Origin of the sequence: Streptomyces sp. SLBN-118, from assembly GCF_006715635.1 — a bacterium.
GTDB lineage: Bacteria > Actinomycetota > Actinomycetes > Streptomycetales > Streptomycetaceae > Streptomyces.
This window is the reverse complement of sequence record NZ_VFNP01000001.1, coordinates 400,228-422,475: the sequence shown is the minus strand read 5'-3', so window position 1 is coordinate 422,475 and position 22,248 is coordinate 400,228. Positions and strand designations below refer to the sequence as shown.

Here is a 22,248-nt window from a genome sequence, read left to right as displayed (position 1 = left end):
CCCCGCCGCGGCCGGGGGCCGGACCAGGCCGCCCTCGCGCTCTCCGTTCGAGACTCGTACGCGTAGCGTGCGCCCGGGCTCGCGGCGCAGTTCCTGTTATTGCGCTCCCTGCCGACGGTCTCCCTTGTGTCAGACGGGAAAGGCGAGGGCCGAGAAGGAGTGGACGGACATGGGCGCAAGCAGACTCGACAGCGCGGTGGTCGAGGCGGCGCGGCAGGGCGACCAACGGGCACAGGACGAGCTTGTCGCTGCGTATCTGCCGCTTGTGTACAACATCGTGGGCCGGGCGCTGAGCGGACATGCCGACGTCGACGACGTGGTGCAGGAGACCATGATCCGCGCGCTTGGCGGTCTCGGGTCGCTCCGTGACCCGGGCAGCTTTCGGTCCTGGCTGGTGGCCATCACGATGAACCAGATACGCGGCCACTGGCAGACGCACCGTGATGTGCCGGCCAGTTCGGGTCTGCAGGACGCGTACGACGTGGCCGATCCGGGTGCGGACTTCGTGGATCTGACGATCGTGCGGCTCGGTCTTCAGGGGCAGCGGCGGGAAGTGGCCGAGGCCAGCCGCTGGCTGGACACCGACGACCGTGAGCTGCTGTCGCTGTGGTGGCTCGAGGCGGCGGGTGAGCTGGGGCGGGCCGAGGTGGCCGCTGCGTTGGATCTGTCGCGGCAGCACACTGCGGTGCGGGTGCAGCGAATGAAGGCGCAGCTGGAGACGGCCCGGGTGGTGGTGCGGGCGCTGTCCGCGATGCCCCGCTGTGTGCTGCTGGACGAGGTGATTCTGACCTGGGACGGTATCCCGTCGGCGCTGTGGCGCAAGCGCGTCGCGCGGCACGCGCGTGACTGCACGGTCTGTTCGGGGTTCGAAGCGGGACTCGTGCCTGCCGAGGGGCTGTTGGTGGGCCTCGGCCTGGTGCCGGTGGCCGGGGTGCTGGGGGGACTTGCCGGGCTGGGCGCCTTCGGGGGTGCGGGAGCGACCGGTGGGACGGCGGCCTTCGGTACGGTCAGCCACACCGTCGGCGGTGTCCACATGGACCCGGGCGGCGACGTCGGCTCGGGCCGCCACGCAAGCGTCGGCGGAGGGCACGGAGCACCTGGCGATGACACCGCCGTCATCGCGACGGTGGGCGGTGGCCGGCTGCGCGACCGCCAAAACCGCAGCGCACAAAGCCGCATGCAGAAGCGGCGCCGTGCTACCGCCGCGGTCGCTGTGGCCTTGCTGGTAACGGGAGGAACCGTTGCCGGGGTGACCCTGATGACGCCCGACGAGGAGCGGGATGCGGTGCGGTCGGCGTCCGCCGCCGAGCCGGAGTCGGCGACGACTTCTGCACCCGCCACGTCCCCGTCGCCGTCGCCGACCGCCTCGGCGTCCCCGTCTCCCTCGCACAGCAAGTCCGCAGCCCCGAAGCCCCGGCCGACTGCCTCGGTCGCCACCCCGCGCCCGCGCAAGGCCACGGCCGGCGGGGCCGCTCCACGGCCCACATCCAATCCCGCGGACAGCCCGGCCGAGCAGGTCCTGGCGATCGTCAATGCGGAGCGGGCCAAGGCAGGCTGCCGACCCGTGAAGCTCGACGACCGCCTCGCCCGCGCCGGCCAACTGCACAGCGAGGACATGTCGGCCAACGGTTACTTCGACCACGCCAGCCAGGACGGCCGCACCTTCGTCGACAGGGCCAAGGCACAGGGCTACGAATCCCCCGGCGCCGAGAACATAGCCCAGGGGCAGAACTCTCCTGAGCGCGTGATGGAGGCGTGGATGAACTCGCAGGGTCACCGCGAGAACATCCTCAACTGCTCCCTGAACACCATGGGCCTCGGTGTCGTCACCAAAGACTGGACCTGGACACAGGTGTTCGGCTTCTGAACGATGTCACCGTCACGCTTGCATGGCGGGCATCCCCGGACACGGTCACAGAGTCATGCTGCTGCCGTGAGGCGCGCCGAAGGCAGGGTCGGCATCCATCGTCGTCCGCACAGTTGACCCGTCGAACTCCTGGGCGCGGTGAAGACGTCGTTGCGGTCCTCGGCGAGGCGCTGCGCAGCGCAGCCCGGCACGTCCGGGCCAGCCCGGTGGAGGTTTCCCTGCGGGCCGCCGGCAGTGAGGTCGTCCTTGAGGTGAGCGACCGTGGGCACGAGGCGGGCGACACGAGCGAACACAGCGCGGCACCGGGTCACCGTCGGCGGCCAGGGGCCGACAAGGCGGCGGTGAAGTCGTCCAGGGCCGCGAAGCTGTGGGCGCTGACGACGGCGTCGCAGTAGGGCAGCGCGGCGGCCATGCCGCCGACGAGCGGACGGTAACGGGGGCTGGCCGTACGGGGGTTGACCCATACGACGCGGTAGGCGACGCGGGACAGCCGTGCCATGTGCGTGGTGAGATCGGCGGGCGCACCGGTGTCCCAGCCGTCGGAGACGATGACAACCACGGCGCCGTGCGCCAAGCCGCGTCGGCCGAACCGTTCGTTGAACTCCGCGAGGCAGTCAGCTATCCGGGTGCCTCCGGACCAGTCCGGGGCCGCCCGCCCGGCCCGTGCCAGGGCGTCGTACGGTCCGGTCCTCCGGAAGGCGGGCGTGAGGCGGGTGAGCCGGGTGGCGAAGGTGAACACCTCGGCCCGGGCCGCGCGCGAGGCGCAGTAGAGCAGTTGCAGCATGGCCCGGGCGTAGGGCTCCATCGATCCGGAGATGTCGCAGAGCACGACGAGATCGCGGGGACGGGTGCGCGGTACGAAGCGGCGCAGCCGCAGGGGATACCCGCCGGTGCGCCGGCTGGCGGCCAGTGTGCGGCGCAGGTCGACTCGCTCGCCGTGGGGCGCGGGCCGGCGCCGACGGGAGGGCCGCGTCGGGGTGCGAAGCGCGACGGTGCGCATCATCTCGGCGAGGCGCGCCAGTTCCTCGGCGGACAGGGCCTCGAAGTCGCGGTTGGCGAGGTGGTCGAGGGGACTGGCGGCAAAGGGAAGGGCCATCTCCCGCGGCTGTGCGTCGCCCTCCCGGCCGTCTTTGTCCGCGGTGGCCTTCCTGTCGGCGCCGGGGACGGCGCCCGCGAGCGATCGGGGCGGGTCGCCGGGCTGACCGCGCCGTGCTCCGAGGTCGGCCGGGCCGCCGAAGATCTCGTGGAAGACCGCGTCGAACGGCTCGATCTGCTCGTGGTCGGACACCAGGGTGGTGAGCGCGCAGTGCCGCAAGTCGCGTGTCGTCGAAGGCGCCAGCAGGGTGATGGCCCGGGCGAAGCTCCGTGTGCGGTCGGGGCCCACCGCGATCCCGGCGTCGTGCAGGGCCGCGGTGAACGACGCGGCCAGTTCCGGCAGGTCAGGCATCGGTGCCCCGCTCCGCATCGACCAGCTCCGCCAGCCCGGTACGGCGCACGGCCTGCAGGTCCTCGGCGTACTTGAGCACCGCCCCCAGGGTGCGGTCCGCGGCGTCGGCGTCGAGAACGGAGAGCCCCAGCGCCTGCAGCGCGCCTGCCCAGTCGATTGCCTCGGCGATGCCGGGCGGTTTGGTGAGCTCCTGCCGGGCACGCAGCGCCGCCACCCCGTGCGCCACGCGCGCGGCCAGCCATTCGGCCGACTCCGGTACCCGTTTGCGGATGATTGCGGCGACGCGTGCGGTGTCCGGGTAGTCGATCCAGTGGTAGAGGCAGCGGCGTTTCAGCGCGTCGTGCAGATCCCGGGTGCGGTTGGAGGTCAGTACCGCCACCGGCGGCACCGTGGCCCTGCGGGTTCCCAGTTCGGGGATGGTGACGGCGGCATCGGCCAGCAGCTCCAGCAGGAACGCCTCGAATTCGTCGTCGGCGCGGTCCACTTCGTCGATGAGCAGCACGGCCGGCCGCGGCCCCGGGTGGGAGATCGCTGCGAGCAGCGGCCGTGGCAGCAGATAGTCCTCGGCGAACAGGTCGGTGTCCCGCAGGGACTCCCCGCGGGACTCGGCCAGCCGGATGGCCAGCAGTTGCCGCGGATAGTTCCACTCGTACAGGGCCTCGGCCGAGGAGAGCCCCTCGTAGCACTGCAGCCGGATCAGCGGGGTGTCGAGTACGGAGGCGAGGGCGCGGGCCGCCTCGGTCTTGCCGACACCGGGTTCGCCCTCCAGCAGGATCGGCTGCCGCATGCGTACGGCCAGCAGCAGCGCCGTGGCCAGGGCGTCGTCCGCCAGGTAGCCGACGGCGTCCAGCCGCGAGCGCAGGTCGGGGACATCCGGTACGAGGGCGTCGAGGTCAGGCATGCGCGTAGCGGGAGGGGTCGTCGGCGAAGGCGTGCTGGCACACCGGCCCGCAGAAGTACGCCGTGTCGCCGTTCCGGTCCAGCGAGAGGGTGGCGGCGGTGATCGCGACGGTCATGCCGCAGACGGGATCGACCGCCTCGGCGACGGCGGGCGCCCCGGAGGCGCCTGCGTGCCGCACGGCCGGGGCACGCGGGGGCCGCAGCGAGATGATCTCGGCGTAGACCGACAGCGCCACCTCCGACGGGGTGCGTGCGCCGATGTCCAGGCCGGCCGGGGTCCTGACGTGCGTGCGCTGTTCCTCGGTGAGGCCCAGTCCGGCAACCACCGCCGTGCCGCGCTTTCGGCTGGCCACCAGCCCGATGTAGGGGACCCCGGCGCGTACGGCCTCGATCAATACGGGTTCCTCGTCGCGGCCGTGCGAGGCAACGACGACGACGTCCAGATCGGACGGCAACGGCTCCCCGGATGAGACGGGCCGAGTGTCGAGGCCGAGCGCGCGACCGACGTCGAGCAGGGCCCGGGCGATCGGCGCGTGCCCGTAGACGTACACCAGTGCCGGCGGGAGGTTGGCCTCCAGGAAGATGTCGAGCGTCCCCCCGGACAGACACGGATTGGCCACCGTCACCAGGCCCTGGCCCGTCGCGCCCGCGTCCTCGGTCCCGGCGCCCGCGGCGGCCGTGATCCGCAGCAGCAGTGATTCGCCGGTCTCCAGCAGCCGCAGACCTTGCAGTTGCACGGTCGACTCGGCGCATGTCCCGCCCACGAAGCCTTCGACGGTGCCGTCGGGCAGAACCAGTGCGCTGTCCCCGGGCTTGGCGCTCGTGGGCCGTTCCGCGCGGACAACGGTGGCCAGCACGAACGGGGTCCGGCCGTGCCGGAGTGCGTCCGCGCGGGTCAGCAGTTCGGTGCTCGTCATCACGCGGCCTCAGGTGATCGCCAGGTCGGTGCGCAGCGGCCGGCCCTGGGCGGCCCGCCATACGGCGGCGGGGGTCAGCGGCATGTCGATGTGGCGTACGCCGAGCGGTTTCAATGCGTCGACCACCGCGTTGACCACCGCTGGAGGCGAGCCCACGGTGGCCGACTCGCCGACACCCTTCGCACCGATCGGGTGGTGCGGGGAGGGGGTGACGGTCTCGCCGAGCTCCCAGGACGGGCACTCGACCGAAGTCGGCAGGAGGTAGTCCATGAAGGACCCGCCGAGGCAGTTGCCGTCCTCGTCGAAGGCGATGACCTGCATGAGTGCCATGCCGAGGCCGTCGGCGAGCCCGCCGTGCACCTGCCCCTCGACGATCATGGGGTTGATCCTGTTGCCGCAGTCGTCCACGGCGATGAACCGGCGGACCTTGACCTGACCGGTGCCCGCGTCCACGTCGGCCACGCAGATGTAGGCACCGAAGGGGAAGGTGAGGTTCGGCGGGTTGTATACGCAGGTCGCGTCCAGGTGGCCCTCGACGCCCTCCGGCAGTTCGAGGGTGGAGTGCGCCGCGAGGGCGATCTCGGACATGGTCTTTCCCTGGTCGGGGTCGCCGGTGACGAACCACCGGCCCTTCTCCCATTCCAGGTCGTCCGGGCTGACTTCGAGCATCGCGGACGCGACGATCTTCGCGCGCTCGCGCACCTTGCGGGCGACCACTGCGGTCGCCGCCCCGGACACGGGCGTCGAGCGGGATCCGTAGGTGCCGAGCCCGAACGGGGTCTGGTCGGTGTCGCCGTGCACCACCTCGACGTCCTCGGGCGGGATGCCGAGTTCCTCGGCGACGATCTGCGCGAAGGTCGTCTCATGGCCCTGGCCCTGGCTCTGCGCGGAGATCCGCAGGACGGCCTTGCCGGTGGGGTGGACGCGCAGCTCGGCGCCGTCGGCCATGCCCAGCCCGAGGATGTCCATCTGCCGGCGGGGGCCGGCGCCGACGGCCTCGGTGAAGAAACTGACGCCGATGCCCATCAGCTCGCCGCGCTCGCGCTTCTCGGCCTGCTCCCGGCGCAGGTCCTCGAAGTGCGCCATGTCCATCGCCAGCCGCAGAGCCCGCGGGTAGTCGCCGGAGTCGTACTCCCACCCGGTCTGGGACCGGTAGGGGAACTGATCGGGTCGCAGCAGGTTGCGCATCCGCAGCTCTGCCGGGTCCGCGCCGAGCTCGGCAGCGAGCAGGTCGACCATCCGCTCGACCACGTAGACGGCCTCGGTGACGCGGAACGAGCAGGCGTAGGCGACACCGCCGGGCGCCTTGTTGGTGTAGACGCCGGTCACGGTGCAGTGCGCGGCCGTCATGTCGTACGAGCCGGTGAACACCCCGAAGAAACCGGCAGGGTACTGCGTCGGCTGCGCGGTGGCGTTGAAAGCGCCGTGGTCGGCGGTCACATGGACACGCAGGCCCTGGATCTTCCCGTCCTTCGTCGCCGCGATCTCGCCGTGCATGTGGTAGTCGCGGGCGAAGGAGGTGCTCATCAGGTTCTCCGAGCGGTCCTCGACCCACTTGACCGGCTTGCCGGTGACGATCGAGCCGACGACCGCGCACACGTAACCGGGGTAGATGCCGACCTTGTTGCCGAAGCCGCCCCCGATGTCCGGGGAGATGATCCGGATCTTGTGCTCCGGGATGCCGGCCACCATCGCGTACAGCGTGCGGTGGGCGTGCGGGGCCTGAGTGGTGGACCACACCGTCAGCTTCCCGGTGATGGCGTCCATGTCGACGACGGTGCCGCAGGTTTCCAGCGGTGCCGGGTGCACGCGTGGGTAGAGCATGTCCTGCTTCACCACGACGTCGGCGGCCGCGAAGACCTCTTCGGTGCGCTCCTTGTCGCCCGCCGACCAGTCGAAGATGTGGTTGTCGGTCTGTCCTTCCTTGTCGTCGCGGATCACCGGTGCGTCTGGGGCGAGCGCCCTGCGGGCGTCGATGACCGGCGGGAGCGGTTCGTACTCCACATCGATCAGCTCGAGGGCGTCACGGGCCGCGTATCGGTCCTCGGCGACGACGAAGGCGACCTCCTGGCCCTGGAAGCGGACCTTGTCGGTGGCGAGCACGGCCTGGGTGTCGTACGAGAGCGTGGGCATCCAGGCCAGCCCGAGACCGGCCAGAGTCTCCCCGGTGATCACTGCCTTGACCTTCGGGTGCGCCTCGGCGGCGCTGGTGTCGACGGACACGATCCGGGCGTGCGCGAGCGGGCTGCGCAGGACGGCTCCGTGCAGCATCCCGGGCAGTTGGACGTCGTCGACGTAGGTTCCGTGGCCGCGGACGAACCGTGCGTCCTCCTTGCGGGGCATCCGTCCGAAGCCGACCGGCCGATCCTCGGTGGTCGTCATGCCCGCACCTCCTCGCGGCCGGGCGCCGGTTCGGTGCCCGCGTCGGCGGCCTGCGCTCCGCCGCCGTGCTCGGCGGCCCAGCGGACGGAGCGCACGATGTTCTCGTAACCGGTGCAGCGGCACACCTGTCCGGAGATGGCCTCGCGGATGTCCTCCTCGGACGGATCCGCGTTGTGGTCCAGCAGCCAGCGGGCGGTCATCATCATCCCCGGCGTGCAGAAGCCGCACTGCAGCCCGTGGCAGGCGACGAATCCCTGCTGTACCGGGTCGAGTTCGGCCCCGTGCGCCAGGTCCTCGACGGTCCGAACCTCATGGCCGTCGGCCATCACCGCGAGCACGGTGCAGGATTTCACCGGCGTGTCGTCCAGCCAGACCGTGCACACCCCGCAGTTGGAGGTGTCACAGCCCCAGTGGGTGCCGGTGAGCCTGAGTTCGTCGCGCAGGAAGTGCACGAGCAGCAGCCTCGGCTCCACGTCCCTCGTGTGCTGCTCGCCGTTCACGGTCACGGTGATCCGCATGTCATGCCTCCTGCCCCTGGGCGCGGGCGGCGGCGGTGCGCAGCGCCCGCGTGGTGAGCTCCCCGGCCAGATGCCGCTTGTAGTCGACCGGGCCGCGCTGGTCGGCTGTCGGCCGGCACTCCTGCGAGGCGATCCGGCCCGCCTCGGCGAAAGCCTCGTCGTCCGGGCGCCCGCCGCGCAGGAAGTCCTCGGCCTGCTCGGCAACGAACCGTCGGGCGCCCACCGCGGTCAGCCCGATGCCGGCCTCGGTGATCACCCCGCCCGAGATCTCCAGCACCGCTCCTGCGGCGACGACCGCCCAGTCGCCGACCCGGCGCTCGACCTTGCGGTAGGCGCTGGCGTGCGAGCGGATGGGTACGCGGATCTCCACCAGAAGCTCCGCCTCGTCCAGTGCGGTCTCGTACGGGCCGAGGAAGAACTCCCTGATCGCGATGGAACGTCTGCCTCCGGGGCCCTGGGCGACAAGGGTTGCGCGCAGCGCCGAGAACGCCGCGGACAGGTCCTCCGACGGATCGGCCTGGCACAGCGAGCCGCCGACGGTGCCGCGGTTGCGCACGAGCGGATCGGCGATGACCCGTTCCGCGTCCCGCAGGATGGGGAAGTGCTCGCCGACGACCGGCGAGGCGAGCAGTTCCGCGTGGCGGACCATCGCTCCGACGGCGAGCTCGTGCCCGTCCACGCGGATCAGCGCCAGCTCGTCGAGCGCGTTGATGTCGATCAGTGCCTCGGGCTGGGCCAGCCGCAGCTTCATCATCGGCAGCAGGCTGTGGCCGCCCGCCACCACCCGGGCCTCGGGGCCGTACTGAGTGAGCAGCTCGATCGCGTGATCGAGGCTGGTGGCTTTCTCGTACTGGAACGCGGCTGGAACCTGCATCGGGCCTCCCTCGACGCTGCCCCCGCCTATCGCGATGCTGCGCTCGTCGGCACCCGCCGTACAAGGGGAGAATAAGCATTCACTTATCACCACAAATGCAGGAAAATTGCCTAGTGACCGTTACCCAGCTCAGCACCTTCGTGCTCGTGGCCCGGCTCGGTTCGGTGGCCGCTGCCGCGCGGACTCTGAGCGTGAGCGAGTCCGCCGTGTCGCAGGCGATCGGCGCGCTGCGCACCCACTTCGGTGATCCGCTCATCCGGCGTACCAGCGGTGGTGGCATGCGGCTGACACCGGCGGGGGCGCGGCTCTTGCCGGTCGCGTCGCGAATGGTCGCGCTGAGCGCGGATGCCGAGGTCGCGGTGCGGGCGGCGCGGGGAGTGCCCGACGAACTGCGCGTCGTCGCCACGAGCACACTGGCCGAGTTCGTACTCCCGTCGCTCATGGAGGCCTTTGCCGTCCGTGCCGGGCGCAGGACCGAGACTTCCTTCGGTGTGGCCGTCGGCAACGAGATGCGCGTGCTGGTGGAGAACCGGCTGGCCGATGTCGCGCTCGGACCGGATCTCGGTGCCGCCCGCGGGGGAGAACTGGTCAGCGAGCCGCTGTTCCGTACCCAGCTGGTCGTGGTGACCGGTGCCAGGGCGCCGCGGCCTCCCGGTCCGCCACCGCTGTGGTCGTGGCTGGTCGACTCCTCCGGCACCGATCCGGAGGCGGACTCCGGGCGGCTGCTGCGGCGGCTGGACGTGCCCGAACGGCACGTGCTGGTGTTCCCGAACCAGACCGCGACCTGGGCGGCCGCCGCCGACGGCGCGGGTGTGGCTCCGGCCCTGGCCCATCTGGTGTCGCCCCGCATCCGGCGTGACGAGCTGCGCATGCTGGAGACCTCGGCCACACCGTCGGACGCCACATGGCACGCGACCGTCCTGCAGCCCGAGCACCGCTCCCCGGCCACCGACGCCTTCCTGCACTTCCTGCACACCCCCGGGGCGACCCGGATCATGGGGGCACCGGGCGCGGGCGTCCCGCCCTCCCAGTTCCGACCCCCGGTGTACGTCACGCTCTGGGGCGGTTGAGAAGTCCGCGACCGGGACGCAAGGTTCAGCCGAGGGCCGCACGCAGGCCAACACCCAGCCTGGCGAACATCGCCGGCCAAGCAGGGTCGTAAGGCATGATCTCGACCGGCTCTCCCACATCGAAGAGTGATCCACGGCTCGCACTGCTGCAGCCGCACGAGGACCCGCTGACCGGGGCACCGTAGTCGGCGGCAGGCGGAGCCTGCACGAAAGCGCGGTCAACCAACGAGTTCGGGCTGCGGTTCGCGTCGCTGTTCCGGCAGATGCACCGACGCGGCCTTCCGTTCCCACAGCTTGGTGGTCCGTACGTAGCCGTAGACCACTGAGGTCATCGCCCCAATGAGCAGCGGTCCGAACACCCACGGATGTGCGGCCATTTCCGTCGACAGATAGCGATACGACGCCAGGAGCGCAGCGAAGACAGTGGCGCCGTAGACGACCAGCTGGATTCCCGGCCGGTCCCAGCCTCGGTCGCGTGAGCGAAGAGCCGTCTCGATCGTGACCGTGAACACCACACCGGCGATGATGTCCGCGCCGTAGTGGTAGCCGAAGCCCAGCGTTGCGCCGAGCGTGGCGATCAGCCAGAACGTGCCTGCGAATCGCAGCGCCCTTGGGCCCTTGCGGGAATGAATGAAGATCGCGGTGGCCCACGCTGTGTGCAGACTGGGCATGCAGTTGCGCGGGGTGATCTCGTCGAACGACATCGGGAGCGGGGTACCGACCGGCGGCGGTGTGTTCGGCCACAGGTTGGCCACCGCCCAGTGCCCCCCGTCGGCACCGTAGGCGAAGATCGGTCCGACCACCGGGTAGATCATGTAGATGCCCGGCCCGAGCAGGCCGATGACCAGAAAGGTGCTCACCAGGTGGTGGCCCGGGAAGCGGCGCTCGGCCGCCACGTTGCGCAGCTGGTACACCGCGACGACGACCGCGCCCACCGCGAGCTGAACGTAGACCCAGTTGAGAACTTGGTGGCCGACCGCGCCGGTGACCGCGACAATCCGGCCCACCAGCCACGAAGGGTTGCCCAACGCGTGATCAGCGGTTGCCACGTACTGGTCGAGCACCGCCGGGCGGGTCTTCGACGTGATGAGCAGCCAGGTGTAGCCGGTCTTGCGGCCGGCCACCAGCAGCAGGGCCAGTCCGACGCCTTTCAGCAGCAGGATCCGGTCCCGGCCGGTGCGGCGCGTGACGGCGATGACGGCACAGGCCAACGTCACCCACAACGCGCCGTTGCCGTACATCATCTCGGCGTCGAGAGCCCACCGCACGAGCCAGAAGACGACGTCGATGCCGATGGCTGCGCCGACCGCGATCAGCCGCTGCCGCCAGGTGAGCACCACCATCATCAGCATCATGCTGACGTACAGCACGGTCCCCGATTTCGGGGCGAATATCACCTCTCGCGCCTGGTCGGAGATCGGCCCCCGCTCGCCGTACCGACGCGCGGCTATCTCCAGTGCGATGAGGAACCCCAGGCCCACCACACTCACCGCGCCCCACAGCATGACGCGTGGTTGACGCCATGCAGCCAACCGAAGGCTGCCCCGTATTCGCTCTCGCGTTACAGCAGATATCAATTTTCAACCGATTTGTCATATTTCAACGTGATCGTTGCGAGCACTCGAACATGCTAGCGGAGCGGGTGCGTCGCTGATCGCGGGTGCGTCGATTACGGCGATTGGCCCCCTTTGCCCTCGGCCGCGGCGGACTTGAAACGCCGCGCGGCCCGGATCGGGCGGCGGGGACGGCTCGGTTGACGCGAGGGCGGGTGCCGGGGCGGGCTGAAGGCAGCACAGGAGCCGCGGAGTTCCAGGCGGACGACTAGGCCGTGTTTTAGAAGTCTCGCCTGCCCCGCGACGCCTGGCACGCACACTCGCGGTGTTGTCGGAGTCGCCCAAGTACGTCCAGTACGAGGGCGATCCTCCGCCTTGCGATTGCACGCACCAGACGCCGCGGGGCCCGCCCTGCGGGCGGACGGCGCCACTTCTAAAACACGCCCTAGGGCCTGTCGTTCGGATCTTGCCGGGCTCGCGTGCCCTGGCACGCACATCTGCTGCGTTGTCGTCAGTCGCCTACGCTCCGCGTGGGCTCTCCCCCTGCCTTCGGCGGGGGGACCCCCATCCTCCGCCTTGCATCTGCACGCGCCAGACCCCGCTCACTGATCCGGCCTGATCCAAACGACAGGCCCTAGGAGCACCACGACCCGCGCGTCGGCGGCTCGATGAGTCGCGATGCGCGCGGTGCCCCTATCCGCGTGTCACCCTCACGCGCGTTCGGGCTGGCGTAACCACCAGTCATGGGCTCTTTCTGGTTGCAGTGGTCCGCCCCGGTATCGGGCGACCCATGGACGCGGAGAGGAAGCGAGCTGGCCGCCCATGGTGACAAGACATCAGGCGCTGCGTACTCGGCGGGCCGCGGGCCTGGTGGGCATCATCTTCGCTCTGCTGCTCGGCACCGCGATCATTCTGGTCCGCCTGACGCTGCCCGGCCCGGATGATGTGGGCGGCGACTGGTTCTCCGATGCCTCGCGGCGGCGCACGGTACAGACGGCGCTCGGCCTCATCCCGTTCGCGGGCATTTTCTTCCTCTGGTTCATGGGTGCTGTACGCGCACGCATGGGGGACGCGGAGGACAAGTTCGTCGCCACTGTGTTCCTGGGCAGCGGTCTGCTCTTCGTCGCGACCCTCTTCGGCGCCGCGGCGTCGGCGGGAAGCCTGCTGGCCGCGGCGGGTGTGTCCGGGAGCGGCTCCGGGCCGCAACTGCAGTCGTTCGGCCAGCACTTCACCTACGGCCTTCTGACGACGTATTCGATGCGTATGGCAGCGGTGTTCAGCCTGACGACCTCCTCCATCGGGCGCCAGCTCGGAATCCTTCCCCGATGGCTGTCGATCCTGGGCTATCTCGTCGGGCTGACGCTGCTCTTCGTGACGGACAGCATCGCCTGGTCGGAGCTGGTCTTCCCGGCGTGGGCCCTGATTGTCAGCCTGCACATCCTTGTGGCCGGTCTGCGCGGGCGGTCCAGACCGGCCCCCTCGTCATGACGCACTGTTCCGCGGCTTGCCGACCCATGACGCTTCTGGCCCTTCTGTGCTCGCGACAACACGACAACACCCGCAAGCTGAGGAACGGAACCACTGGAAGGGCGCACCTTTGATGAGGCTTGTCGTCGATCTGAACCGCTGCCAGGGATATGCGCAATGCGCGTTCCTCGCACACGATGTCTTCACCATGCACGGCGACGAGGCACTGCTGTACAACCCGCAGGCCGACGCCGGGCAGAGGGAGCAGCTGCGGCGTGCCGCAGCCGCGTGCCCCGTGCAGGCCATCCTCGTGGAGGGCCTGGACGAAACGGCCGGTGCTCACCCCGCGCACGGCGAGGAGGCATCCCGTGGACGGTGACCGCCAGCTGGAATGGTTGAGGCGCGAGGGACGAATCGTGATCGTCGGCGCCTCACTGGCCGGCTTGCGGGCCGCGGAGACGCTGCGGGAGGAAGGCTTCGCCGGTTCCCTCACGCTGATCGGCGACGAGCCGTACGAGCCGTACGACCGGCCGCCCCTGTCCAAGCAGGTCCTGCTGGGGAAGGCGGCCGCCGACCGCACGGCGCTTCCCCGGCGACGGGACCCGGACGCGCAGTGGCGCCTCGGGGTCGCGGCCACCGGTCTCGACATGGCGGCGAGGCGGGTGCAACTCGCCGACGGAGACGAGGTGGCGTACGACCGGCTGCTGATCGCGACCGGCGTACGGCCCCGTCCGTGGCCGAACCAGAGCGAGGCGGAGCTCGACGGGGTCTTCGTCCTGCGTACCCGCGACGAGGCGGCCCGGCTGCACAGCCGGCTCGCGCAGGGACCACGCCGGGTGCTCGTGATCGGCGCTGGATTCACAGGCTCGGAGATCGCCTCTGCCTGCCGGGAGCGCGGAATTGCGGTCACCGTCGCGGAACGCGCCGCCGCTCCGCTGGTCGGTGCGCTCGGCGGTGTGATCGGTGATGTGGCCGCACAGATGCAGCGCGAGCAGGGCGTGGACCTGCGCTGCGGTGTCATGGTCACCTCGCTGGAGGGTGACTCCGCGGGGCGGGTGCGCTCCGCCCACCTGTCCGACGGCGCCGCGGTCGAGGCGGACATCGTGGTCGTCTCGCTCGGCGCGACCCGGAACACGGAATGGCTGGCCCGATCCGGGCTGGGCGCGGGACCCCGTGGCATTGCGTGCGACGCGGGATGCCGGGCCTTCGACATCCGGGGCATCGTGACCGACGACGTCTTCGTCGCCGGCGACGTGGCGAGGTCCCCGCACCCGCTGTTCGGGTACCAGTTCCTGTCCCTGGAGCACTGGGGCAACGCCGTCTCGCAGGCCGAGATCGCCGCGCACAACATGGTCAGCGCCGGCGCGGACCGCCGCCCGCACATGTGGGTGCCGGCCTTCTGGTCCTCCCAGTTCGGGGTGAACATCAAGTCGGTCGGGGTGCCGTCCATGGGCGAGGAGATCCTCATCAGCCAAGGTGCACTCGCGGAGCGCAGGTTCACGGGAGTGTACGGATACCAGGGACGCGTCATCGGCGCCGTCACCTTCGACAACGCGCGGTGGTTGCCGTTCTACCAGCGGCAGATCGAGTCGACCGCGCCGTTCCCGCCGCCGTTCCCGACCCTGGACATGCGCTCCGACGGACAGCGCCCACTCCCGGCCGATTTCCCCGACCCCTCCGTGCCGACCCATGGTCCGACCGTCACCCTCGGCGGCTACTCGCCCGCCGACCGGCGGATGGTCTTCACCCCGGGCCGATGACGACCGTGAGCAGACCGACAACCTCGGGCCGTCCGGCGGCGGCCCCTCCCGTGCGGGTCTGTCCGGGGCCGGACCACTCCACCGCCCGAACCGCCTCCGGCAACGTCTCCACGGCCGACGCCCACGCCAACAAGGACCTGTCATGACGTCACTCCTGCGGCAGATCACCGACTACTCCAACCGCGCCAACCCCTACCCCCTCTACACGGAGCTCCGAAAGACGCCGGTGGCCCACGACGAGGGCGGCCCGTACGTCATCAGCACGTACCACGACATCCTGAGCCTGCTGCACGATCCGCGGATCAGCTCCGACGCCCGGAATCGCACCGCGTCGGTGGCCGACGAACTGCAGCAGCCGGATCAGGAGCAGGAGACGACCCTTCCGCCCGGCTTCCTGAAGCTCGACCCCCCGGAGCACGACCGGATGCGCCGCATGACCAACCGTCCCTTCGGGCCACCGCACAGCCCCCAGCGCATCGAGAGCATGCGCCCGGAACTCGGTGAGATCGTCTCCGGTCTCATCGACTCTTTCGCGAACGGGGGCCGCATCGACCTCGTCGAACAGTTCTCCTACCCCTTCCCCGTCACGGTGATCTGCCGACTGCTCGGGGTGCCGCGTGAGGACGAGCCACGCTTCCACACCTGGGCCGACACCCTCGCCGCCAGCCTGGATCCCGCGCCGGACGAGGACCACAGCGAGCGGGACCGCATCGCGAAGGAGGCCAGGACACAACTGGGCATGTACCTGGCCGGGTTGATCGAGGAACGGCGCAAGTCACCGCGTGACGACATGCTCTCCGCACTGGTCACGGGAGGCGGACCGGACGGAGCCATGACGACGATGGAGGTTCTCAGCACCGCGGCCCTGCTGCTGATCGCGGGGCATGAGACGACGGTCAACCTGATCACCAACGGCATGCTCACCCTGCTGCGCCACCCCGATGTCCTCCAGCGCCTGCGCCACGAGCCGCGCCTGGCCGTGCCGATCGTGGAGGAACTGCTGCGCTACGAACCGCCGGTGCAGCTACTGCCGCAGCGCACACCGATCGCCGACATCGAGGTCCGCGGTGTGACCATCCCCAAGGGATCGTCGCTGTGGCTGGTTCTGGCGTCTGGCAACCGCGACCCGCAACGCTTCGAGGACCCCGACCGCTTCGACCCGGACCGGAAGGACATCCAGCACCTCGGACTGGGCAGCGGCATCCACAGCTGCTTCGGCGCGCCGCTGGCGCGCCTCGAGACCCAGCTCGCCCTGTCCGAACTCGCCCGCAGGCTCGACAGTCCCCGCCTGGTGGAAGACCCTCCGCCCTACCGCCAGAACGCCGTCCTGCGCGGGCCCCGCCATCTGAACATCGAGTTCGACGGCGTGCGCGCCTGACGAGCTCTTGCGTGGTTGGCGGTGAGGTGTCGAGCCGGGCCTGACGGCCGATGTGCTGGCCGAACTCGTCGCCGAAACAGGTTGGTTGCGGCATGAGCGCCACGCCTTCCTGACGGACTGCCTGGCGCGGCTCGCCCCACGCCGTGCTGGGAGACGCGTGGAGGGGGAGCGGGACGCACCGAAGTGAGAAGCCCTCCCCGCGACCGGAACCAGCGCCACCGTTCGCTCATCCTGTACCCCGGGTGGGCCAGTGCTCCCCCCTCTCGCGGACGCAATAGGTGGGGGTGGGGGCGCATCACACGCAGGTCACGTCCGGGAGCAGCCCCCTGCCGACCGGTTCTCCCATGCGGACTGCTGCCCACCCTCGCTGCGGCCGCTGACGGTCCACCTCCCGCCTCCCTGGTAATTAATTGTTCTCACCCGGCACTGCGCACCTTGAGAGGTCTTCACCATGCCCGTGGTCCATCCCCGTTTCAGCATCCTGTCCGAGGACTTCGCCGCAGCCCCCTACCGCTACGCCGCACAGTTGAGGGAGCAGGCTCCGGTGCACTACGAGCCGGCGATCGACAGTTATTTCCTCTCCCGCTACCAGGACGTCAAGCGGGTACTTACCGACCATGAGGCGTTCACTACCCAGACGCTGCAGGTGCGCGCCGAGCCGGTGATGCGCGGTCCGGTCCTCGCCCAGATGACCGGGGCCGAGCACACCGCCAAGCGAAAGATCGTCGTCCGGGGTTTCACCGGCCAGGCCCTCCAGAACCAGATACGCGCCATCCACGCCAACGCCGCCGAACTCCTGGCCCCCTTCCTTTCTCGAGGCCGGATGGATCTCGTCAACGATTTCGGCAAGCCCTTCGCCGTCCACGTGACCCTCGATGTCCTCGGTCTGGACAGAGGGGACTGGCGGCAGGTGGCCGCCTGGCACAGCGGGGTCGCCGAGTTCATCACCAGCATGACCCTCACCCCCGAGCGTCGCCGGCACTGCATGGACTGCGCGGAGCAGCTTGAGGCCTATCTCCTACCCGTCATCGAACAGCGGCGCCGCCACCCCGGCGAGGACCTGATATCGACGCTGTGCACCGCCGAGTTCGACGGCGTTGCCATGAGTAATCGGGACATCACCGCGCTGATCATCAACGTGCTGGCTGCCGCCACCGAGCCCGCGGACAAAACCCTCGCCCTGCTCTTCAAGCACCTGATCGACCACCCCGAGCAGATGGCGCAGGTCCGCCAGGACCCGGACCTGCTCGCCGCCGCGATCGCCGAGACCCTGCGCCTCACACCGCCGGTCCAGCTCATTCCCCGCCAGGCGGAGGAGAACGCCGCGTTCGCGGGCACCACCGTCCCAGCAGGTGCCACCGTCTTCTGCATGATCGGCGCGGCCAACCGCGACCCCGATGCCTTCACCGCCCCGGACACCTTCGACATCCACCGTCCGGACCTGGGCACCGCCCGCTCCTTCACCGCGGCCGCCCAGCACTTGGCCTTTGGTACCGGACTCCACCAGTGCGTCGGCGCGGCCTTCGCACGCGCCGAGATCGAGACCGTCGCCGCAATGCTGCTGCTCCTGCTCGACCAGGTCCGCTACAGCCCCGGCTTCCGCTACCAGGAGACCGGCCTGTACACCCGAGGTCCTGCCTCCCTCTCGGTGGACTTCACCCCCTGCACGATGGCGGCACCGGCCACGACTCACGGTCATCAAGTGACTCGGGCTCACCAAGTGACTTAAGTGACATGGACAAGGCCTCCGTTACGATCTCCCCGGAGCAGCGGCCCTTGAGGGGATCGGCCTGCGAAGCGCCGGATGCGGCACCGCTTCGTACCCGTGCGCGGCACAGCCTCGACCAGCCGGAGCCGGGTGGTTCCCAAGGGGTTCGGACCACCGCTCTGCGTAGCTCGTGCCGGTGGGTGTCGCCGCGGGCCCGATGGGTGTCTTTGGGCATGGCTGTCCAGTGCTGGAGCAAAAGGGGATGGGAACCGCCATGGTGTCCGTGGGAGAGAGACTGAGCAGAGCGCGCGTGCGCGCCTTCATCGGCCGGGACAAGGAAGTCGGGCGCTTCGAGGAGGCTTTGGCCGGCGATCCGCAGGCACCGTTCGCGTTCTACGTGTGCGGGCCGGGCGGTATCGGGAAGTCGACGCTGCTGAGGCGTCTGGCGGACCACGCTCGTGCGGCGGGCCGGCTGCTCGTCGAACTCGACGGCCGGTTCGTCAGCCGGGACCCGGCCGATTTCGAGCACGCTGCCGGTCCTTTCCTGGATGTTCCGGGCACGGTCCTGTTCGTGGACTCCTTCGAGCACTGCCGGTGGCTGGAGGGCTGGCTGTGGCACCACTTTCTGCCCCGCGCCGCAGACGACACCCTGGTCGTCCTGGCGGGACGGCGCGCTCCGCAGCCGCAGTGGACCGCCGACCCCGCCTGGTCCCGGCTCCTGCACGTGACCGAACTGGAGCCGTTCTCAGCGGAACAGGCCCGGAGCCTGCTCGTCGCGGCGCAGATCCGGCCCGAACTGCGCGACCGAGTGCTCCGCTTCGCCGGCGGCAACCCGTTGGCCCTGTCCCTCGCCGCCGCGGCAGGATCTGCGGGCTGCTCCAGGGAGGAGATCTGGGCCCCGTCGGCCGACGTCCTGCGCACACTGCTCGCGGGGTTGATCGGTGAGGTCCCCACGGCTGCACACCGCCGCGCCCTGGAGGTGGCGGCACAGGCCCACTCGATGTCCGAGGAGCTGCTCGCCGCCGTGCTGCCCGGGGAGGATGCCCATCTGCTCTTCTCCTGGCTGAGGGACCTGCCCTTCATGGAGTCCACGCATCGGGGGCTCCACCCGCACGACGCCGCTCGCGAGACGCTGGCCGCCGACCTGCGCTGGCGTGCTCCCAACTCGTTCGCGACGATGCGCCGGCGCCTGGCGGACGAGTACCTGCGCATCCTGCGCGAGGCGCCCGAGGAGCGGGTGTGGACCGTCACCGACGAGCTCTTCTACCTCTTCCGGGAGGGGGAGACCCTGGCCCGGCTGCGCACCTGGTCCCGCGAGGACGAGGTGCACGACCGTCCGCTGCACCCGGATGACATCGATGTCGTGCTGCGTATGGCCGAGGAGACCGAGGGGGCGGCCTCCGCGGAACTGGTCCGCTACTGGGCAGATCGCCAGCCGCAGGCTTTCAGCGTCTACCGTCTCGTGAGCACGGGCCGGATCGTGGCCTTCACGGCCCGACTTGCTCTGCCGGCCCCTCCCGACCCCCAGGACCTTGCCACGGATCCTGTCGTCGCCGCCGCGTGGCGGTTCACCGATGCCGCCGCCCCGGTGAGCCCCGGCGAACACATCGGCATAAGCCGCTTCTCGATCTACCCCGAGCGGTACCAGGTGCCCTCGCGCGTCATCGACTTGAGCAGTTCCCGGGCCCACGCGGAGGCAGCCCGTGCCCGCGGCCGAGCCTACGGCTTCGCCGTCTTCCGGGACGCCGAGACCTGGGCCGAGCGCGTCGAAGGCACCCTCGCCGACACCGGAGCGCGCCCGCGAGTGGGCGAGCACACCTACGGGCTGTTCAGCGTCGACTGGCGTCAGGTCCCCGTGGAGACATGGCTTCTCCGCTTCATAACAGCCCCCGACGCACCTGTCCCCGCCGGACCGTCGGCCCTCTCACGTACCGCGTTCGACCAGGCCGTGCGCGAAGCGTTGGCGCACTGGCGCGATCCGAGCGCGTTCGCCGCCTGCGCCCTGATGCGTACGCGACTCGCAGCCGACTTCGGCGATCCCGTCGAGGAGTTGCGTACCCTCCTGCGCCATGCGGTCGACGACCTCGCACAGGACCCGCGCGGAGTGCGCGCCTGCGGGGCCCTGACGGCAGGTTACTTCTCCGGTGCACCCACCCAGGAGGCCGCGGCTCGCCGCCTGGGCCTTCCGTACGGCACCTACCGTCGCCACCTGCGCCAGGGCCTGGACATGCTCTGCGAAGCCCTGTGGCAGCAGGAGCTGCACGGCCGCTGACAGCGACCGAGGCCGCGGCCTTCGGCCGATGCGGGTGGACGGGTGCGGACAGCAGCGGACAGTCCCCGCCCCTGTCGGGCCTGGAAAGTGGACACTGCCGGGCACGAGCCTGTGCGCCATGAACGTTGCACTCACGCAGACGAAACAGGCAGCACGCCAAGCACCCCCGCCGGGTGCTGTGCTCGCGGCACTCGCCGCGGCGCAGTTCACCGTCATGGTCGCCACCTCGATCGTCAATGTGGCGCTTCCGCAGATCCGCGCCGGAGTCGGCCTGTCGGACGGCGGAACCACCTGGGTGGTCAACGCCTACGGCCTGGCGTTCGGGGCACTGCTCCTCGCGGGCGGAAGAGCGGCCGACCTCCTCGGCCGCCGTCGGGTGCTGATCGCCGGGCTCGCGTTGTTCGCCGCGGCTTCGTTTTCGGCGGGACTGGCCACCGCTTCGGGCGTGCTGATCGCCGCCCGCGCCGTTCAGGGCCTTGCCGCCGCCGCAATCGCCCCGGCCGCGCTGGCCCTGACGATGGACCAGTTCCCCTCCGGCCCGGGGCGTGGCAAGGCACTGGGGGTGTGGGGGGCTGTCTCCGGCGCGGGAGGAGCGGGCGGCGTCCTGCTGGGCGGTGTGCTCACGCAGGCGTGGGGCTGGCCCTGGATCTTCCACTCGGTCGCGCTCGGGGCAGCGCTGGTACTGGCAGCCGTGGCTGCGTTCGTACCGCGGGCGCCCGGACAGAAGACCGGACGGTTCGACCTGCTGGGCACGGCCACCGTGACCCTCGCCCTGACCTGCCTGGTCTGGAGCCTGACCACCGCACGCGGCGCCGACTGGACCGACGGCCGGGTGCTGGGCGCCCTCGGGGCCGCCGTCACGCTGCTCGCGGCCTTCGCGGTGATCGAGCGCCGCCGCCCGAACGCACTCATACCGCCGCGTCTGTTCACCACCGGCCAGGTCGCCGCGGGCAACCTGCTGATGGCGCTGCTGGGCTCGGTGTGGATCGCCCTGTTCTTCTTCCTGCCGCTCTACCAGCAACAGGTCCTCGGATCCAGCCCCTTGGCCACCGGAGCGGGACAACTCCCGCTCGCCGGCGCCAATATGCTCGGCGCCGCCCTGGCACCGCGCATCTCCCGGCGTATCGGGGCCCGCGCGACCGTGACCGCAGCCCTGCTCACCGAGGCCGCGGGCCTGATGTGGCTGTCACAGATCACCGCCCACGGCGGCTACCTCGCCAGATTCCTCGGTCCGAGCATCCTGATCGGCACAGGACTCAGCATCGCCTTCGTCCAGCTCACCGCGCTCGCCGTGGACGGCGTCCCACGGGAGGACGCGGGCCTGGCCGGCGGCCTGGTGAACACCACCCGCCAGGTCGGCGGCGCCGTCGGCCTCGCCGCCCTGGCCACCCTGGCCGGCTCCGTCACCGCCGACGCGTCCACCCATCAGCCCCACCTGGAAGCCCTCACCGCCGGCTACCGCACCGTCTTCACCGTCGCCGCCGCGGTCCTGGTCGCAACAGCCCTCCTCGCGCTGGTCCTCACCCGCCGCACCAGCCCGCGCACCCCAACCGCCTCCACCGGCCCGGCTTCCGGCCCGCAACCCGCCTGAATCTCCCGAATCCGGCCGAACCGACGGCTCAGCCGCGCCACCGAAACATGTCATCCAGAGAAAGGAACCCGCAGCCATGGTCACCATCGACGAGAACGCCCCCGTCATCGTCCGCCTGAGCACCGAGATCAACGCCCCGCTCGCGACAGTGTGGGGGCTGCACACCGACATCGCGGCCTGGCCCACCTGGAACACGGACATCGACCAGGCTGAGCTCAACGGCCCCCTGAAGCCCGGCAATTCCTTCAGCTGGCGAACCCACGGCCTGGAAATCACCTCCACCGTGCGCGAACTGATCCCCGACGAGCGGATCGTGTGGGGCGGCCCCGCCGAAGGCATCACCGGCATCCACGTGTGGACGTTCGAGCAGGACGGCGACCACGTCACCGTCCGCACCGAGGAGTCCTGGAGCGGCGGCCCGGTCGAGGCCGCGGCCGACCACCTCGGCAAGGCCCTCCACGACTCCCTGGAGAACTGGCTTTCCCACCTCAAGGCCCGCGCCGAACAAGCTGCCTGACCAAAACCATCACATCCACAGAAGGAG

Annotated in this window: 18 protein-coding genes; 11 read left to right on the top strand and 7 right to left on the bottom strand. The window is 70.4% G+C overall.

Translation table 11 applies throughout. The annotated features are described in order from the left end of the window. Positions 1 to 169 precede the first annotated feature (169 nt). Positions 170 to 1,867, top strand: a complete 1,698-nt coding sequence (locus FBY35_RS02075; RefSeq protein WP_142212130.1) for a sigma-70 family RNA polymerase sigma factor — start codon at positions 170 to 172, stop codon at positions 1,865 to 1,867. Positions 1,868 to 2,174: 307 nt separating this feature from the next. Here FBY35_RS02075 and FBY35_RS02065 read toward each other — a convergent pair whose 3' ends face one another. The 6 genes from FBY35_RS02065 to FBY35_RS02040 are packed head-to-tail and all read right to left on the bottom strand — an operon-like array spanning position 2,175 to position 8,905. Continuing rightward, the gene (locus tag FBY35_RS02065; protein ID WP_142212129.1) at positions 2,175 to 3,314 is read right to left on the bottom strand and encodes a VWA domain-containing protein; all 1,140 of its coding nucleotides are present in this window, start codon (positions 3,312 to 3,314) and stop codon (positions 2,175 to 2,177) included. Next, positions 3,307 to 4,215 (bottom strand): MoxR family ATPase, encoded by a 909-nt coding sequence (locus tag FBY35_RS02060; protein WP_142212128.1) that lies wholly within the window; start codon positions 4,213 to 4,215, stop codon positions 3,307 to 3,309. The genes FBY35_RS02065 and FBY35_RS02060 overlap by 8 nt, the downstream gene beginning before the upstream one ends. Continuing rightward, complete coding sequence (locus FBY35_RS02055; protein WP_142212127.1) at positions 4,208 to 5,131, bottom strand: XdhC family protein; 924 nt, start codon at positions 5,129 to 5,131, stop codon at positions 4,208 to 4,210. Before FBY35_RS02055 ends, FBY35_RS02060 begins: the two co-directional genes overlap by 8 nt. 9 nt (positions 5,132 to 5,140) lie before the next feature. After that, on the bottom strand, positions 5,141 to 7,513 hold the full coding sequence (locus FBY35_RS02050) for an aerobic carbon-monoxide dehydrogenase large subunit (protein ID WP_142212126.1): 2,373 nt from the start codon (positions 7,511 to 7,513) through the stop codon (positions 5,141 to 5,143). Further along, complete coding sequence (locus FBY35_RS02045) at positions 7,510 to 8,031, bottom strand: (2Fe-2S)-binding protein (RefSeq protein ID WP_142212125.1); 522 nt, start codon at positions 8,029 to 8,031, stop codon at positions 7,510 to 7,512. Before FBY35_RS02045 ends, FBY35_RS02050 begins: the two co-directional genes overlap by 4 nt. A gap of 1 nt (position 8,032) precedes the next feature. Beyond that, positions 8,033 to 8,905, bottom strand: a complete 873-nt coding sequence (locus tag FBY35_RS02040; RefSeq protein ID WP_142212124.1) for a xanthine dehydrogenase family protein subunit M — start codon at positions 8,903 to 8,905, stop codon at positions 8,033 to 8,035. Positions 8,906 to 9,018: 113 nt separating this feature from the next. On the opposite strand from FBY35_RS02040, the gene FBY35_RS02035 reads away from it, so the two are divergent. Further along, entirely contained in the window at positions 9,019 to 9,975 is a 957-nt protein-coding gene (locus tag FBY35_RS02035) for a LysR family transcriptional regulator (protein WP_142212123.1), read from the top strand. Between the two features lie 218 nt (positions 9,976 to 10,193). Here the strand turns inward: FBY35_RS02035 and FBY35_RS02030 are convergent, their stop codons facing one another. Continuing rightward, on the bottom strand, positions 10,194 to 11,480 hold the full coding sequence (locus tag FBY35_RS02030) for a phosphatase PAP2 family protein (protein ID WP_142212122.1): 1,287 nt from the start codon (positions 11,478 to 11,480) through the stop codon (positions 10,194 to 10,196). 870 nt (positions 11,481 to 12,350) lie between these two features. On the opposite strand from FBY35_RS02030, the gene FBY35_RS02020 reads away from it, so the two are divergent. From FBY35_RS02020 to FBY35_RS01985, 9 genes are all read left to right on the top strand, one after another. Further along, entirely contained in the window at positions 12,351 to 13,016 is a 666-nt protein-coding gene (locus FBY35_RS02020) for a hypothetical protein (protein ID WP_142212121.1), read from the top strand. A gap of 112 nt (positions 13,017 to 13,128) precedes the next feature. Beyond that, positions 13,129 to 13,374 (top strand): ferredoxin, encoded by a 246-nt coding sequence (locus FBY35_RS02015; protein WP_142212120.1) that lies wholly within the window; start codon positions 13,129 to 13,131, stop codon positions 13,372 to 13,374. Beyond that, entirely contained in the window at positions 13,364 to 14,755 is a 1,392-nt protein-coding gene (locus tag FBY35_RS02010) for an NAD(P)/FAD-dependent oxidoreductase (RefSeq protein ID WP_142212119.1), read from the top strand. Before FBY35_RS02015 ends, FBY35_RS02010 begins: the two co-directional genes overlap by 11 nt. Positions 14,756 to 14,760: 5 nt before the next feature. Further along, complete coding sequence (locus FBY35_RS35995; protein WP_160159198.1) at positions 14,761 to 14,901, top strand: hypothetical protein; 141 nt, start codon at positions 14,761 to 14,763, stop codon at positions 14,899 to 14,901. After that, positions 14,898 to 16,133, top strand: a complete 1,236-nt coding sequence (locus FBY35_RS02005) for a cytochrome P450 (protein ID WP_142212118.1) — start codon at positions 14,898 to 14,900, stop codon at positions 16,131 to 16,133. Before FBY35_RS35995 ends, FBY35_RS02005 begins: the two co-directional genes overlap by 4 nt. Positions 16,134 to 16,584: 451 nt before the next feature. Further along, complete coding sequence (locus FBY35_RS02000; protein WP_142212117.1) at positions 16,585 to 17,862, top strand: cytochrome P450, cyclodipeptide synthase-associated; 1,278 nt, start codon at positions 16,585 to 16,587, stop codon at positions 17,860 to 17,862. A 289-nt stretch (positions 17,863 to 18,151) separates the two neighbouring features. Then, positions 18,152 to 20,113 (top strand): ATP-binding protein, encoded by a 1,962-nt coding sequence (locus FBY35_RS01995; protein WP_222123092.1) that lies wholly within the window; start codon positions 18,152 to 18,154, stop codon positions 20,111 to 20,113. Between the two features lie 118 nt (positions 20,114 to 20,231). Further along, positions 20,232 to 21,704, top strand: coding sequence for an MFS transporter (locus FBY35_RS01990; protein ID WP_142212115.1), 1,473 nt, complete (start codon positions 20,232 to 20,234; stop codon positions 21,702 to 21,704). A 76-nt stretch (positions 21,705 to 21,780) separates the two neighbouring features. Beyond that, positions 21,781 to 22,221, top strand: coding sequence for an SRPBCC family protein (locus FBY35_RS01985; RefSeq protein ID WP_142212114.1), 441 nt, complete (start codon positions 21,781 to 21,783; stop codon positions 22,219 to 22,221). Positions 22,222 to 22,248 lie beyond the last annotated feature (27 nt).

What these genes read in the sequence shown, in the direction of transcription:
- FBY35_RS02055 (WP_142212127.1), bottom strand. Translation starts at nt 5,131, where the DNA reads ATGACGAGCACCGAACTGCTGACCCGCGCGGACGCACTCCGGCACGGC.
- FBY35_RS01985 (WP_142212114.1), top strand. Translation starts at nt 21,781, where the DNA reads ATGGTCACCATCGACGAGAACGCCCCCGTCATCGTCCGCCTGAGCACC.
- FBY35_RS02020 (WP_142212121.1), top strand. Translation starts at nt 12,351, where the DNA reads ATGGTGACAAGACATCAGGCGCTGCGTACTCGGCGGGCCGCGGGCCTG.
- FBY35_RS02075 (WP_142212130.1), top strand. Translation starts at nt 170, where the DNA reads ATGGGCGCAAGCAGACTCGACAGCGCGGTGGTCGAGGCGGCGCGGCAG.
- FBY35_RS02050 (WP_142212126.1), bottom strand. Translation starts at nt 7,513, where the DNA reads ATGACGACCACCGAGGATCGGCCGGTCGGCTTCGGACGGATGCCCCGC.
- FBY35_RS02045 (WP_142212125.1), bottom strand. Translation starts at nt 8,031, where the DNA reads ATGCGGATCACCGTGACCGTGAACGGCGAGCAGCACACGAGGGACGTG.
- FBY35_RS02000 (WP_142212117.1), top strand. Translation starts at nt 16,585, where the DNA reads ATGCCCGTGGTCCATCCCCGTTTCAGCATCCTGTCCGAGGACTTCGCC.
- FBY35_RS02065 (WP_142212129.1), bottom strand. Translation starts at nt 3,314, where the DNA reads ATGCCTGACCTGCCGGAACTGGCCGCGTCGTTCACCGCGGCCCTGCAC.
- FBY35_RS02060 (WP_142212128.1), bottom strand. Translation starts at nt 4,215, where the DNA reads ATGCCTGACCTCGACGCCCTCGTACCGGATGTCCCCGACCTGCGCTCG.
- FBY35_RS02005 (WP_142212118.1), top strand. Translation starts at nt 14,898, where the DNA reads ATGACGTCACTCCTGCGGCAGATCACCGACTACTCCAACCGCGCCAAC.
- FBY35_RS02015 (WP_142212120.1), top strand. Translation starts at nt 13,129, where the DNA reads ATGAGGCTTGTCGTCGATCTGAACCGCTGCCAGGGATATGCGCAATGC.
- FBY35_RS02040 (WP_142212124.1), bottom strand. Translation starts at nt 8,905, where the DNA reads ATGCAGGTTCCAGCCGCGTTCCAGTACGAGAAAGCCACCAGCCTCGAT.
- FBY35_RS01990 (WP_142212115.1), top strand. Translation starts at nt 20,232, where the DNA reads ATGAACGTTGCACTCACGCAGACGAAACAGGCAGCACGCCAAGCACCC.
- FBY35_RS02030 (WP_142212122.1), bottom strand. Translation starts at nt 11,480, where the DNA reads ATGCTGTGGGGCGCGGTGAGTGTGGTGGGCCTGGGGTTCCTCATCGCA.